The 14,966-nt window shown below is 59.6% G+C and carries 10 protein-coding genes; 2 read left to right on the top strand and 8 right to left on the bottom strand.

What is annotated here, in order from left to right:
• Nucleotides 1-72 precede the first annotated feature (72 nt).
• Genes JJC00_RS25515 through JJC00_RS25500 form a run of 4 tightly spaced genes read right to left on the bottom strand, consistent with a single transcriptional unit; the run spans nucleotide 73 to nucleotide 3,798 of the window.
• The gene (locus tag JJC00_RS25515) at nucleotides 73-753 is read right to left on the bottom strand and encodes an acyltransferase (protein WP_200468635.1); all 681 of its coding nucleotides are present in this window, start codon (nucleotides 751-753) and stop codon (nucleotides 73-75) included.
• A gap of 50 nt (nucleotides 754-803) precedes the next feature.
• Nucleotides 804-1,985, bottom strand: coding sequence for a DegT/DnrJ/EryC1/StrS family aminotransferase (locus JJC00_RS25510; RefSeq protein ID WP_200468634.1), 1,182 nt, complete (start codon nucleotides 1,983-1,985; stop codon nucleotides 804-806).
• 42 nt (nucleotides 1,986-2,027) lie between these two features.
• Nucleotides 2,028-2,687, bottom strand: coding sequence for a sugar transferase (locus JJC00_RS25505; protein WP_200468633.1), 660 nt, complete (start codon nucleotides 2,685-2,687; stop codon nucleotides 2,028-2,030).
• A complete protein-coding gene (locus JJC00_RS25500; RefSeq protein ID WP_200468632.1) occupies nucleotides 2,674-3,798 on the bottom strand; it encodes a Gfo/Idh/MocA family protein in 1,125 nt (374 codons plus the stop codon). Before JJC00_RS25500 ends, JJC00_RS25505 begins: the two co-directional genes overlap by 14 nt.
• 1,090 nt (nucleotides 3,799-4,888) lie before the next feature.
• On the opposite strand from JJC00_RS25500, the gene wecB reads away from it, so the two are divergent.
• Nucleotides 4,889-7,279, top strand: coding sequence for a non-hydrolyzing UDP-N-acetylglucosamine 2-epimerase (gene wecB / locus JJC00_RS25495; protein ID WP_200468631.1), 2,391 nt, complete (start codon nucleotides 4,889-4,891; stop codon nucleotides 7,277-7,279).
• 93 nt (nucleotides 7,280-7,372) lie between these two features.
• On the opposite strand, the gene JJC00_RS39020 is transcribed toward wecB, so the two are convergent.
• Nucleotides 7,373-7,756 carry an asparagine synthase-related protein gene (locus JJC00_RS39020; RefSeq protein WP_200468630.1) on the bottom strand — a complete coding sequence of 128 codons (384 nt, stop codon included), beginning with the start codon at nucleotides 7,754-7,756 and terminating at the stop codon, nucleotides 7,373-7,375.
• A 55-nt stretch (nucleotides 7,757-7,811) separates the two neighbouring features.
• Complete coding sequence (locus JJC00_RS25485; protein ID WP_200468629.1) at nucleotides 7,812-8,903, bottom strand: DUF354 domain-containing protein; 1,092 nt, start codon at nucleotides 8,901-8,903, stop codon at nucleotides 7,812-7,814.
• A gap of 551 nt (nucleotides 8,904-9,454) precedes the next feature.
• Between JJC00_RS25485 and JJC00_RS25480 the strand changes: the two genes are divergently transcribed.
• A protein-coding gene (locus JJC00_RS25480) for an IS5 family transposase (RefSeq protein WP_200468628.1) occupies nucleotides 9,455-10,203 on the top strand; the annotation gives its coding sequence in 2 pieces (ribosomal slippage) (nucleotides 9,455-9,833 and nucleotides 9,833-10,203; 750 coding nt in all).
• Nucleotides 10,204-10,426: 223 nt separating this feature from the next.
• Here the strand turns inward: JJC00_RS25480 and JJC00_RS25475 are convergent.
• Together JJC00_RS25475 and JJC00_RS25470 are read right to left on the bottom strand one after the other, a co-directional pair.
• The gene (locus JJC00_RS25475; RefSeq protein WP_200468627.1) at nucleotides 10,427-11,854 is read right to left on the bottom strand and encodes an HlyD family type I secretion periplasmic adaptor subunit; all 1,428 of its coding nucleotides are present in this window, start codon (nucleotides 11,852-11,854) and stop codon (nucleotides 10,427-10,429) included.
• Complete coding sequence (locus JJC00_RS25470; RefSeq protein ID WP_433996534.1) at nucleotides 11,841-14,516, bottom strand: type I secretion system permease/ATPase; 2,676 nt, start codon at nucleotides 14,514-14,516, stop codon at nucleotides 11,841-11,843. Before JJC00_RS25470 ends, JJC00_RS25475 begins: the two co-directional genes overlap by 14 nt.
• Nucleotides 14,517-14,966 lie beyond the last annotated feature (450 nt).

Genomic DNA, 14,966 nt, shown 5'->3' with positions numbered 1-14,966 from the left:
ACAGAGGATCCGCACGAATGGTGTTCCCTCGACGTTAGGCACGAACTGCTAGCGAGTCACAGGTCTGCACCGCTAAACCTCTTTGAGCCGTCGTCGGAACTCCGCCGGGACGCCCATCACGAGCGAACTGTCGGGCACGTCCTTCGTCACCACCGCGCCGGCGCCGACGATGGCGCCAACGCCAATTCTGACGCCTGGCAACAGGTTGGCTCCCAGGCCGATCGCGGCGCCGCGCGCGATGTGCGGCCCGAGCATGGGCGAACCGTCGTAACCGTTGCGGCCGATCGCATTGTCGTTCGAAGTGCCAACGCAGCCTGAAATGAACACGTCGTCTTCGATCGTCATATTGCCGGCCAGCCAGGTGTGATCCTGCACCCGGACCCGATCGCCGATTCGGGTGTTGTAATTGGCCGTGACGTAACGCCCGACGACGGTCTTCGAGCCGATCCGTGATTGTTCACGGATCGAGGCGCCGTCACCAATCAGAGTCCCCACGCCGACCGCGACGTCGTAGAAAATTACCGCGTGCGGTCCGATCGAACAATCGGCGCCGATATCGACCCACGCCTCGAAACGCGGCGGGCGCGACAACGCGCCGGCCCCCTTGGGCGCCTTGCCGATATAGGCCCCCGGAAAGATTTCGACATTGTCCCCGATTCTTACGCCGCTCTCAATCACGACATGCGGGTGAATGATCACCCCGTTGCCAATCGTAACGTTCGGTCGCAACACGGCGAACTCGGCGATCGTCACGGCCTCACCAATCGCCTCGGTCTCGACGACCGCCCATGAACTAATTCGAGTCATCGCAACTCCTTCGCGGCCTCTGCGCGCAGCGCGGCAGGCGAATATGTTGACTCCCGCCGCGATTTCTCGTGGCCGTCCTGCCCGGCCGCAGCGCGCACAATCGCGGCGATACGGCGCACCTGGTCGCGTGTGAGCTCGGGGAACATGGGCAGGGACAGTGATTGAGCGGCCATCGCTTCGCAGTACGGCAGGTCGCCCTGCCTGTAGCCGAGATGAACGAGAGCAGGCTGCAGATGAAGCGGCACCGGATAATGGATCCCCGTCGCCACGCCGGCCTCGTTCAGCTTGTTGCGTATTGCGTCCCGCTCGTTCGTGGCGATCACATACAAATGGTAGACGTGCGTCGATCCCGTTCGAACGAACGGCGTCCTGATCCCCGACTGCGCCAACTCCGCGGCGTACCACTCTGCAGCGCGTCGCCGATTGGCGTTCCATTCATCCAGGCGCCGGAGCTTGACCTGCAAGATTGCCGCCTGGAGAGCGTCGAGCCGGCTGTTGAACCCGATCTCGGCGTGGCTGTAGTGGTTGGTTCGACCGTGGTCACGCAGTCGTTCGATCCGCTCGGCGATGGCGGCATTGTTGGTGGTGATCGCTCCGCCGTCGCCGTAGGCCCCGAGGTTCTTCCCGGGGTAAAACGAGAAACATGCGACATCTCCGAGCGCCCCGGTTCGGACCCCCTGGTATTCCGCTCCGTGCGCCTGGGCCGCGTCCTCTATCACATAAAGGCCGCGTCGCCGCGCGATGTCCTTGATTGGATCCATATCGGCCGGCTGACCGAAGAGGTGAACTGGGACAATCGCTTTTGTACGATCCGTCAGGGCGCGCTCGATCATCCTGGGATCGATGGTGCAGCTATCAGGATCGATATCGACGAACACGGGCCGCGCTCCCGTCGCCACGATGGCGGCCGCGGTCGCGATGAAGGTATGAGCGGTTGTGATGACCTCGTCGCCATGACCAATACCCAAGGCCCGCAGCGCCAGATGAAGCGCGTCCGTGCCGTTGGCCACACCGCGCGCATGGCGCGCCTGGCAGTACGCGGCAAAATCTCTTTCGAACGAGGCAAGCGCCTCACCGCCAATGAATTGCGCGGAGTCGAGAATGCCCCGAATTGCTTCGGCCACCTCGTCCTTTAGCGTCTCATATTGCGCTTTAAGATTGACGAACGGAATTTGCATTTGTCGAACCTCACGAGAATCCGGCTCTGTCACTCGAGCAACTCATCGGGCACCGCGCCCCCGCAGAACCGCGGGAAAGGTCAGCGCAATCAACTTCAGGTCGGTCCACAAGGTCCAATTCATCGCATACTCGACATCCATCTCGAGCATGACTTCGGGGCAGACACGGCCGCGGCCGCGGACCTGGGAAATTCCAGTGATGCCGGGCTTCACAATGTGACGCTTATGATGCCAGTCCCGGAAGTGTTCGAGTTCGTAAGGAATCGCTGGCCGCGGACCAACGATGCTCATTTCGCCCCTCAGCACGTTGAGGAGTTGAGGCAGCTCGTCGAGGCTGGTTCTCCGCAGCAGTCTCCCCACACGCGTCACGCGAGGATCGTCTGTCAGCTTGTAGGGGGCATCAGGATCGTTCGAGAGGGCTTCGTTCGCCCAGGCGCGCCGGATCGCCTCGCGATGGACGTTTTGGTCGGAGTTGTGGCGGAGCGTCCGCAATTTGAAGCAGTTGAACGGTTTTTCGTCTCGCCCGATTCGACGTTGGCAAAAAACCGCGGGTCCGGGACTGTCGAGATGGATGATGATCCACACCAATATGAAGACGGGGGCCAGCACCACAATCGCAGGAACGCTGATTGCGACATCGAGCGCCCGTTTGGCAGATTCCCGCAAAGCCGCATTCCGCCGCGTGGCTTCATGTGACGGCAATTTCGGGACCTCCCACCGACACGTTCTGCCGCCGGAACCCCGGTTGATCCTTACTGATGGTACGGCGCTGTTGCTTGCGACGTAGACACGCCGATGCCGCCTCGAGCCCTTCGACAACACGCAGCCCGTGCAATCCGTCCGCGCGTGGCCGTTCCCCGGTCACGATCGCATTGACGAAGTCGAGTATCTCGAGTTTCAGCGGTTCGGTGCTGGATATCGCGGGGATATGAACGTCTCCATGATGATAGGCCGACTGGAAGTCGGCGTAGGAGTCGCCGTCGATCTGCGGCCTGAATCGCTTCTGGTAAACGCGCACCTTCTCGGACGGCTGCACGTCGTCAAACACCAGCATCGCATCGCTTCCGACGATCGTGATCTGGCGCACCTTGACCGGGTCCAACCAGGAAACATGCACATGGGCGGTCGGGCCGCTCTTGAAGCCCAGCTTTGCGTAAACAACGTCCTCGACGCTCGGCAGAACGTGCGAGCAACCCCAAGCGCCGATTTTTTGCGCCTTCTCCTCCAGAAGGTAGTAGATGATCGAGAGGTCGTGCGGCGCCAAGTCCCAAAGGACGTTGGCGTCATGTCGGTAGAGACCGAGATTCAGGCGCCGCGAGTCGATGTAGTAAAGCTCGCCAAGAGAGCCGCTCTGAATCATCTGGCGCATGACCGTCACGGCCGGATGGTACTCGAACGTGTGCCCGACCATCAGAACGCGCTTGCGCTGTTCGGCGATCACATTCAGTTCGCGGCATTCCGTGCTCTTCATGGCCAACGGCTTCTCGACGAGCACGTGCTTTCCAGCCTGGAGGACCGCCCGCGCCAATTCAAAGTGCGTCTCCACAGGGGTGGCAAGAATGACTGCGTCTATCGAGGGACTATTCAGTACCGCGCTGATGTCGCGCGAAACAGCGACGGAAGGATACTGTGAGCTGATGTATTCCAATCTGTCAGGCCGCGGATCAACGGCCATTGCCATCCTCGCGCCACGTACATCGCAAGCGACACGGATGTGTTTCGTACCCCAGTAGCCGCAGCCGATGACCGCGATCGACGGGCCGTCGTTCGCGATCTGAATTTCCGCGTCGTCGCGATCATGATTTTTCGGCATGTTGGCTCCTTGCAGGACGTTTAACGTGCGCTCATCAAGATAACCGATTGGGCGCGCGCGCTGCCGAAGAACACGGGTAATGATCTACGCTCTTTTGGGGTACACCGTGATACCCCCCGCGCTCCGCTTTTGTAGCTTCGGTCGTAGACGAAGGTTAAATGGCTGGTCACGCGGACAAAAAGCCTTGTCACCCCAGGGTCCTTCAAACGCAACTGCCGCGCCAGTTGCGACAAAGAGCTGCGGCCCTTGTTTTGATCAATGAATTTCTGGATCCCGTTGTTGGCCGGCGTGCCTAGGCGCTGGCAGAGATCAGCAGTCGTTCTCTACGAGCCTGCTCCATGTTCAACATAGTCCGGTGCACGAAGCCGAGGGGTTGCGCCCAACAGAGAGAACAGAAGTCCGGGTCCAAGAGGGCGGTCTCCTGGAGATGACAACCAGTCATCGGAAGTGCAATCAGCTGTATCGGAATATTGTCTGTAGAAACATTCCAGCAGCGACGACCACGACGACCGCGAAATCAACCGCAAGGGACGGCCGAGGACTAGATCAATGGCGTCTCCCAGAAGAAAACGGCGGCGAAGATCGACGCGGAACAGAGGGCAGCACGACGGATATTGTCTGAGAGAAATGCCTGCGCGCTTCAGCACCACGGCTAACGACAGGTCATCGTGACTGCGCCCGCGACGTACTGCGCCGTCCGCTCGCGTAAGAAGCAGAAACCGATCGGGGTAACCCATAAGGGTCCGCATATGGGGCAAATACTGGATATCCTATGTTCTGACATCCGGCGGCAGGTGTTCGCCAACGCATGGGAATTGTTATCGTTCGCGAGGACTTGAGCGCGTGAGCAAATCATCCCGAGCTGTGAGCGACCAGAAATGCGGCAATGCCGTACCTTGCCGTCAACATCGTCTCGGTCATGCCGGGTCCGGAATGCGGTCCGGCTTGCACCGTTGGCAGCTGCGCATGTTGATCCCAAGGTTGGTTCGGTCCGCCGGGCCGCAGACCTCAAACCAAGATCCAAGATGTGGTAGCCAGTTTGTGATGCATCAGTACCAGGCCTCATGCTTGAGCCGCTCATGGAGGATAGATGAAAATTGCCATTCTCGTCGGCACTCGCCCAGAAATCATAAAAATGGCGCCGGTCATTCGCGAATGCCAGCACCGGAAGCTCGACTACTTCATCGTTCATTCGAAACAACATCACTCCGAGAAGCTCGACGGGATCTTCTTCGCGGAACTCGATCTTCCCGCGCCGAAATACAATTTGAACGTCGGCTCCGGCGGTCATGCGAACCAAACAGGCCGCATACTGATCGCGCTCGAGCCGATTCTCATATCGGAGAAGCCGGACGTATTGTTGGTCCAGGGAGATACAAATACGGTAGTTGCGGGCGCCCTCGCGGCACATAAGCTCCATATCAGGGTCGGGCACATCGAGGCTGGATTGCGCTCGTTCGACCAAACCATGCCCGAAGAAAGCAACCGGATCATCGCCGATCATGTCTCGGACTATTTATTCGCGGTCACCGATGTTCAGGTCAGTCACCTGAAGAAAGAAGGTTTGCCGGAGTCGAAGATCTTCAAAGTCGGTAATACGATTGTCGACGCACTATTCTCCAATCGTGCTCGAGCGGAGAAACACAGCCGAATTCTTTCCGAACTGAAATTGCAAAAAGAGCGTTATTACCTTCTCACCTGCCATCGGGCCGCGAACGTCGATGATCCCGATGCGCTGAACGAAATCATTGGGCTGATCGGGAAAATCCCCGGAGATGTCTGCTGGCCGATTCACCACCGCACCCAGAAAGTGCTCAAGGAAGGTGGAATCCGGCTGCCGGCAAATCTGACCTGGACCGAGCCTGTCGGCTATTCGGATTTCTTGACGTTGCTTTCGAATTGCAAAGCAGTCATTACTGATTCTGGTGGTGTGCAGGAAGAAGCTTGCATCCTGCACATACCTTGCGTGACGATTCGCGATCGCACGGAGCGGCCCGAAACCGTCGACGTCGGCGCGAATGTTTTGGTGCACCGAGACGCGGAGGCGATGGTCGCGGCTCTCAATCGCCCGATGCCCCCTTGGACGAATCCATTTGGAGACGGCCACACCGCCGAGAGAATTCTCGACATCGTCATGGGCCTACATGTACAGCCGGCTCCGCGAACGCATGACACCGTTTGCGTTGCGGGCCTTGGCTATATGGGACTTCCGACCTCGCTCTTGCTTGCGAACGCGGGCGTAAGGGTTACCGGCTTTGACCTCAACGGAAAGAAGGTGAATGAGATTAACAGCGGCCTCTGCCCGTTTGAAGAAAAAGGCATTCCGGAATTGCTAACGGCGGCCTTGAAGGCTGGGCGCTTCAAGGCTCAGACGGAGCCTGCGGCGGCGGACGTTTTCGTTGTGGCCGTACCGACTCCGCACGAAAACAAGAAATGCAATTTGTCGTTTGTTATTTCGGCCGTGAATAGCTTTCTTCCTGTGATGAAAGACGGAAATCTTCTCATCATCGAATCTACGATCAAGCCAAAGACCTGTGAAGACATCGTACTTCCAATCCTCCAATCGAAACATCTGAAAATCGAAGTCGCGCATTGCCCGGAACGGGCGATTCCCGGCAACACGCTACATGAGATTGTGCACAATGACCGCGTCATCGGCGCCACATCGCCGGAAGCAGCACAGAGAGCGGAGCGCCTCTATTCGACATTCACGAAGGGGGCGATTCACAAGACAACCCTCGTGACCGCGGAGTGTGTAAAGCTCATGGAAAACACTTGCCGCGACGTCAATATCGCTCTCGCGAACGAATTTTCCCTGATTGCCGATAAGTTCAGGTTCGACATCTCGACCGCGATTCAGCTTGCGAACAAACATCCGCGCGTCAACATTTTGCAACCGGGAATCGGCGTTGGAGGCCACTGCATCGCCATCGATCCGTGGTTTTTGACCGAGGACATCGATGGTCTCAATGTAATTAGGGCGGCGCGCGAATTGAACGACGAGATGCCAAAGCACACCGTCGAGCGAATTCAAAGGAAGATTAGTCCGTCCGTAAGGAAGCTCGGATTGTTGGGAGTGAGTTACAAGCCGGACGTAGACGATGCGCGAGAAACACCGGCCTTGCAAGTAGCAACCCTTCTCTCCGAACGATACGAAATCCGCTGCCATGACCCTTTCGTGAAAGCTTGGGAGCTCGAGCTGTTCCCCCTCGAAGCGGTTGATGGATGGGCCGATGCCTTGGTGGTTCTTTCGAAGCACAAGATCTACGCATCCAAGAAGTTTCGCTCTCCACTGCTTTCGTACGACGATTTGATCAATGCGGAACGGGGCGAGCTGGAGTTCAGGCACCTTCGCAGTGATTCTGATCTGAAGCTCGCCAGCACAATGCCGCGATCATCAGGTATTCCAGACGGGAGGCGGGCTCCCACGCCTCCGCTGCACGATAATGGTCTTCCAGCGAAAATTGTGCGGCAGAACTAATTAGCTCGGATGTTCCGTGCTGGTTCGAGAGGTAAATGCAAGCCATCCAGGGCGCGAGGCGAGCAGTTACTGCTTCGGCTGGCATGCAGGCTGTCAGCTTGAACGTGCGGAGGACATCTCGAGGTTCGTCAACGACCAGATTATTCTTTGCAAGTCTGTCGTCCGGCAGGGTGCTCCGCTTACAGGGTGCGAAGCTGTGGCCGGCTGATGATTCCCGCCAAGCTGGATCTTCGCGCACCAGCATCCCTGAACAAATCGCGATAAGGACCTCTGAACCATTCTCCGATGGAGAACGGGGGATCCAACCTTCTTCCGTCGGACAATTTCCCGTGGAAGGACTTTGCCCACTGCGGCGCGCGGCACGGCCCTACCGCCGTTGCCACCAATCAGAAACTCGTCCGAAAAGCGCGCGACGACCGAGGGCAGGGTCGTATCAATGAACGGCATGCGCCCTCGATCGAGAGCGCCATCGATCATTCGATCGCCTCGCTCCAACAGGTCATCCGGAAGCCAGGAGCTGCGAGCTGTTGAATCATTTTCGGCAATCGGCGCGAACGATGCCTTCCACTTCGCGAACGATATCGCTCAAAGCGCTGCGGGCCCCGCCGTTGGCCGCCGCGTTGCGGTCGCGGCGTTGGAGCAGGATTTTGTTTTGGACGTCGGCGCTGGTTTCGATGAGCACCATCTTGCCTTCTTTTTGCAAGTGGCGATCCACCGCGCCGCTTTTGCCGCGGAAAATGCTGTAAACTGGGATACCAAGCGCCGCGGCTTCGCGGTTCATCGTGCCGCCGCCGCTGACCACGAGGTCCGAATGCCAGAGCAGATTCAAGCCATCGACGGCCTGTTTGGGAACGATGACCTTGTCGCCTTCAAACCACTTCGGCCAGTTGGCGCGGATGTGCGATTCCTGCGCTTTATTGCGCGGCAGCAAAACCGCCTTCACCGCAGGGCTCGCTATCACTCGTTCCATGAACTCGATGAAAAACTTTTCGCTTTCGGGGTTGTGATAATGCGCTTCCGTCGCGGGCGGACGAACCGTGACGACGATCTCCTTGTCGCCCAGATTGAGTTGCTTGCTGAGGGAGGTGTCTGGCTTGAATTCCGGTGCGTAGACATCTTCCTTAATGCCGCGATATTTGCGGATGCGTTCTTTCGACTTGGCGTGAAGAGTTTCGCTCAACAAAACCTCGGGAATGATTTCCCAACGCGGAGCCACGATCGCCGGTGTCTTGGAATGTTCATAATCCATGATCATCACCGTCGGAATACGGAAGAGATTGCAGATGACGATCTGTGCGCGCGCGCCGTGGTTCAATCCCATGATCGGACGCTCCTTCAGCACGAAGCCGAGCAATTGAAGGCTGCGCCAGGCGAGACCCCATGCCTTGAGGAGGCGGTTCTTGCCGTAGTGACGGCCGATTTTCTTGTAAGGCAATCCAAACTTGTCCGCCAATTCGCACACTTGAAACGCGTCGCGGGCGGTCAGCACTACCGTGTAGCCGCGTTGTTCCAGTTCGCGGATGATTGGCTTGAAAAACGGAACATGCGGCGTGTTCTCCAGGTCGATCCAGATTTTTCTGCCGGCAAGTACGGCTGGCAGCGGCGGTCGCGTCGGGGCGGACACTAGTGGAGCGGACATAGTTTTAAGGGAGTGAGCCTTCACCGGAATCGAGGAAGGCGGGTTGTGTGAGTTTGTGAATTAGAGATTCCATGATCTTGTGCATAGTTGATTTGTCGTTCATCGAGCTGGGACGATCCGGATTTCCGCGGGCGTCTGCCGTGGAGAGTATTGTAATTAGTGCAGCATCATCGACACGGCCAGTGAACATAACCAATTTCGTCCAGTTCAAGGGCCTTTGCAAGCTTCTGACCTGCTCCAGTTCCCGCCCACTCCCGACAATGGCGAACTGGACATCATCGCGGTTCGTGTCCTGTGCATGTGTATTGCTTCAAGTAACGGTTAGATCCTCTCTGCCATCCAATAACGCCCACATATCCGACAAGGAATTTCCACCCCTTCTTCCAGGTCGGATCTGGTTCAAGTGAGCGAACACGCGAAAGGTTTGGAGTGGAACGCGCAATCTGGGTTCATTCGCCCTAAGGGTCTGTACGCAATAGGGATTCCATCTGGAATTGGATTGTGATTCAAGCCGCTCAGCGGAAAGGGAGGCTTGAATGGCAAAACAGGTCTACTGGCTGAGCGACGCGGAATGGCGGCGGATCGAGCTGCTGTTACCACGAGGATGCAAGGGAGCGCATCGGGTCGATGATAGATGCGTGATCAGCGGCATTGTGCACATGCTGAAATCTGGTTCGAGCTGGCGCGATTGCCCGGAAGGCTACGGCCGCTATACGACGGTCTACAACCGCTTCAACCGCTGGAGCCGACAGGGGATTTGGACGGATATTGTTTACGCCCTGACCGGATCGACCGGCATGTACGGATCGATGTCGGTGGATTCGGGCTACGTCAAAGCCCATCGTTCCGCTGCCGGCGCAAAGGGGGCCTTCAACAATCCGATCGGCCGCTCGCGCGGCGGGCAGACCACTAAATCCACGCGCTAACCGACGATATCGGCCGTCCGCTTGCCATCTCGATCACCCCGGGCAACATGGTCGGTGCACGAGGTTTGATCGGCATGGTCCGCAACCCGCGCCGTCTACTGGCTGATCGAGCCTACGACGCCAGGAGCCTGCGCGACGAACTGGCCGCGCGCCGCATCAAGGCGGTGATCCCGCCAAATCCGACCCGCAAGCATCCGCATCGCGACGATAAGACTGCTTATAAAGGCCGCAACGTCATCGAGTGGATGTTCTGCCGTCTCAAGGACTTCCGCCGGATCGCAACCCGATACGACAAGCGCGCGGACATCTTCCTGTCTGCGATCCTTCTGGCAGCCGCAATAACTTGGTGGATCAATTGAGTCCGGACCCTAGCCTAGTTCGATCGTCCGGCGCTCACCCTCTGCCGGATGAACCGTACTAGAGCCCTTGGGTTCTGATTGAATCAGAACCCAAGGGCTCTAGAGTCTTGTTTTGACGCGTTTCTTCGCGCGAACCGGTCGCCACTTCGCTCGAAAACGCTATGGCGCGCCGTGATTGCCCTCCGGCTTCCCGCAATTCGCATCGAAGGCGCCTCCGCTTGGTCTACCGCTCGCGTAGCGCTTCCTGTTTGTATCTCGCCAGGGGCGAGAGGAGGTAGCTGATGATCCTGCGCGTGCCAGTCTTGATCTCGACCGTAACAGCCATACCCGGGCCGAGCTTCACGAGCTTGTCCTCGATTTGCATGTGCGTCCGGTCAAGCGAAACGCGCGCGGCATATTCCAGCTCCTGCCCTCTCGGCTCGCTGCCGCTCTGCGCTGCACCCGGCGCCCGGTCGTTCGACTCGCCCTGGTGCCTGTCGCGCGTAATGGCGTCCGACGACACGTTAAGCACATCGCCATGAAGCAGCCCGTATCGGGTAAAGTTGAAGGTGTCGACTTTGATCTCCGCTTTTTGTCCGGGATGGACAAACCCGATATCGCGGTTGGAGAGCATCGCCTCGATCTCGAGCTGACTCTCGCTCGGAACCACCACGGCGAGCGCCTGTGCAGGCGTCACCACGCCTCCCACGGTATGGACGGCGAGCTGCTGCACGACGCCATCTACCGGCGCGGTCAGCTGCTGGAGCTTGGTGCGCTTCTCGGCCTTAATGACCTCTTGCTGGGCGCTCGCAGCCTTCTGCTCGGCTTTGGCGAGTGCGTCATAGGTCGAGCGCCGATACTCCGCGGCGGTCCTCTCTTTCGTTTCCTTCAGCAGGGCGATGGCCGCATCGGCTTCGCCAAGCCGTCGCTGCTGCAGGACAAGATCCTGCTGAAGGCCGACCAATTCTTGATACTCCGCGAGATAGACAACCTTCGAAGCCAATGCCTTGTCGACGAGATTCTTGCGAATGTCGACGCGCTCCTGCAACACCGGTATCGTTGCCTCCAACTTGGCGACGCTCGCCGACGTGGTCGCCCGCTCCGCCTCCTTCTGCCCTTGCTGGCGCTCGATCTCGGCAAGCTTGGCGTTCTGCTCCGCACGCTGGCTGATCAGAAACTGGCGATGCATCTCGACCTCGGCGCGGCCCGCGTTCTGCGGCGGCCGGAAGGCTGCAAGAGGATCGTCCGAGAGCGCCGCTCGCAGCCGCGCAACGTCGAGTGCGGCAGCGAGCAAGTCGCTCTTCTGGCGCTCTTGGTCAGCCTCCGTCATCGTCGGATCGAGCTCGATCAGGACGTCTCCGGCCTTGACGGTCTGCCCATCGCGGACATGGATCGCGCGAACGAGCCCCGTCTCGAATGGCTGAATCAGCTTCGTGCGCCCGCCTGGCACGATCTTGCCGGTCGCGGTTGCGACGATATCGACGGCTCCGACCGCGGCCCACACGAGCGCTATGCAGAAGGCCGCGATGATGCTCGCCGCGATCGCGCGCCCGATCGGGGAGGGCGGTGCTTCGGTGATCTCGAGCGCTGCCGGCAGGAACGCGATTTCGTGCGGACGGCGGCGAACCTCGGTTCGAGGAAAGGCGATGATGTTTCGGCTAGCGGACGTCATGGATTCCGGCCTGCAGGTAGTGGAGGTTTGCGTAACGTCCGTTCGAGCGGATCAACTCATCATGACTGCCGTCTTCGACGATACGGCCATGCTCGAGTGTGATGATCCGGTTCGCGTTACGTACGGTCGAGAGACGGTGCGCGATGACGAACACAGTCCGCCCGGCGGAAATCCGTTTCATGTTCTGCTGGATGGCGCGTTCACTCTCATAGTCCAGGGCGCTGGTCGCCTCGTCGAGGATGAGAATGCGCGGATCGGTGATGAGCGCGCGAGCAATGGCGATGCGCTGGCGCTGGCCGCCCGAGAGGCTACTGCCTCGTTCGCCCACGATCGTGTCGTAGCCCTCAGGTAGCTCCAGGATAAAGTCGTGAGCGCCGGCGAGCGTCGCCGCCTCGATCACGCGCTCCATCGGCAGCGACGGGTCCGCGAGCGCAATGTTCTCGCGAACGGAGCGGTTGAACAGCACGTTCTCCTGCAGGACGACGCCGATCTGGCGTCGAAGCCAGGCCAGGTCGACCATCGCGAGGTCGACGCCGTCGACCAGCACGCGGCCGCTTTCCGGCACATAGAGACGCTGGATCAGCTTGGTGATGGTGCTCTTGCCCGAGCCGGAGGAGCCCACGATGCCGACGACTTGACCGGGTTCGACGCTGAACGAGACGTTGTGCAGCACCTCGGGGCCATCGATGCGGTAGCGGAAGCTCGCATGCTCGAACATGACCTGCCCGCGGATCGGCGGCAGAGCGGCGCGGCCGGGATTGAAGCTCGGCTCGGGAATGGTGTTGAGGATGTCGCCGAGGCGATCGATCGACAGGCGGGCCTGATGGAAATCCTGCCACATCTGCGCTAGCCGCAGCACCGGCGTGCTCACGCGGCCGGCCAGCATGTTGAATGCGACGAGCTCGCCGACGGACAGGTCGCCGCCGATCACCAACTTGGCGCCGAAGTAAAGCGTTGCGGCGACGACCAGCTTGTTGATCATCTGGACCGCCTGGCTCGCCGTGTTGTTCAGGCTGAGCACGCGGAAGCTCGCGCTCACATAGGCGGCGAGCTGCTCCTCCCAGCGCAGCTGCATTTGCGGCTCGACCGCCATTGCCTTCAGCGTCTCCACGCCCGTCACGCTCTCGACCAGGAAGGCTTGATTCTCGGAGCCACGATTGAATTTTTCGTCGAGGCGCCGGCGGAACAGCGGCGCGGCCCCCGCAGAAATGCCGATGTAGAACGGGAACGACGCCATGACGATCAGCGTCAACGTCGTCGAATAGTAGAACATCACCGCAAGGAAGACGAAGGTGAACAGGAGATCGATCGCGAGCGTGAGCGCCGAGCTCGTCAGGAACTGGCGAATGTTTTCGAGCTCGCGGACGCGCGCAACCGAGTCGCCGACGCGGCGTGTCTGGAAATAGGCGATCGGCAACGCCATCAGATGACGGAACAGTCGGGCGCCGAGCTCGACGTCGATGCGGTTCGTCGTGTGCGCGAACAGATACACACGCAGCGTTCCGAGAACGGTCTCGAACACGGTCAGCGCGACAAGGCCGATGACCAGAACATCGAGCGTGCTCATGCTTCGATGCACGAGTACCTTGTCGATCACGACCTGGAAGAACAGCGGTGAGATGAGGGCAAAGATCTGGAGGAAGAACGAGGCGACCAGCACTTCGCCGAGGAGGCGGCGATACTTGTGAACTGCGCCGACAAACCAGCCGATATCGAAGCGCCGGGACAGATCCGTCAGGGTCGCGCGCCGGGTCATCAGGATGACGTCGCCGTCCCAGATGGCATCGAGTTCGGCTTGCGTTATTGTTTCCGGGCGGGGAGACATCGGGCGCTGAACCAGGAGACCGTCATCGATCACCTTGCCAAGAATCAGATATCCCCCGTCACGCAGCACCGCGATACCGGGCAGCGGAGTCACTGCAAGCCGGCTCCAGCTCGTCTTCTGTATCCGTGCCTTGAGCCCGAACTCCTTTGCGCAGCGCAGGATCTCGGCGACGCCGACCCTCGCCGTACCCATCCGATGCCGAATCTGATCCGGGTCGGCCGCGATGCCATGGCAACGCAGCAGGATCGTCACAGCGATGAGGCCCGATTCATCGCCGCTCTCGGACTCCGCGCTCGCCGCCGGGAATTGATCGCTCGTCGAGGCGGCCACATTGTCGCTTCGATCGGCCGCAGGCGCGTGCATCAGCGTATCGCGGGCGCGTATCAAGACATCCCGGGCGCGCATCAAGACATCCCGGGCAGGCATCAAGGGATTGCCCGCGTGCGTCGCGGCATCGACGGAGCGGCGCGCCAGGTCACGCACGCTGACACTCATGCCGACAAGGGAGTGGAGCACCCGTTCCGCGAGATTCCGTGATCCGGGCAGAATCAAACGGCCGTCCCAGACTTCTTCGAATTCCGCGCGCGTCATGATCTTCGGACGCGCCGCGGCTGGATGCAGCACAAGGGCCGCCTGACCGTCGATCTTGCCGAGAAGCAGGAATCCACCATCACGGAGCGAAGCGATTCCGGGCAGTTGGATATCCGCAAGTCGCTTCCAGCGCATCGTGCACGCACGGACCTCGACCCCGAGCTCGCGTGCACAGCGAAGCATCGCACGGACGCCGATCTCGCGACTCCCGCAGCGATCGCGGAGCTGGTCGGGCTCAGCGTTCACGCCATGAAGGCGCAGGAACAGAGCTAGCGCGCGAAGCCCTAGATCTGCGGCGTGGGCATTTCCGTTCTGGATCGCCATTTTTTTACTCAACCCTTCGCGGCTACCCGGCCGCCTTTATGTTCCTTATGCATTTCCAAAACTGGTGCTACCGCACCCGAACGCCGGGCGCATGGCCGCGGAAGCGGATCAGTGCTGAGGCCTGGTCAGGAACGGGTCCTGACACCAGACGGCGCCATTCGACACCGCACCACTCTACGACCTTCTTGGCAGGCCAACTTGAAGACGGGAATTCCACTGCCGCGCATAGCGAAGGCGCGCGACATACCGCATGCTCGCCACCACCACGAGCACACTTCAAAGCATTCCAACCTCGAACCGCGAGGGGATTTCAAAGCAGCGGGATTTTGGAAGCTGCCCCCCAACTGCTGGCCCGGTTGGTTAATAAGCAAA

The organism is Bradyrhizobium diazoefficiens, from assembly GCF_016616885.1.
Lineage (GTDB): Bacteria > Pseudomonadota > Alphaproteobacteria > Rhizobiales > Xanthobacteraceae > Bradyrhizobium > Bradyrhizobium diazoefficiens_F.
Note: the sequence above shows the minus strand (reverse complement) of the source record. Positions and strands in the feature narration are given on the sequence as shown.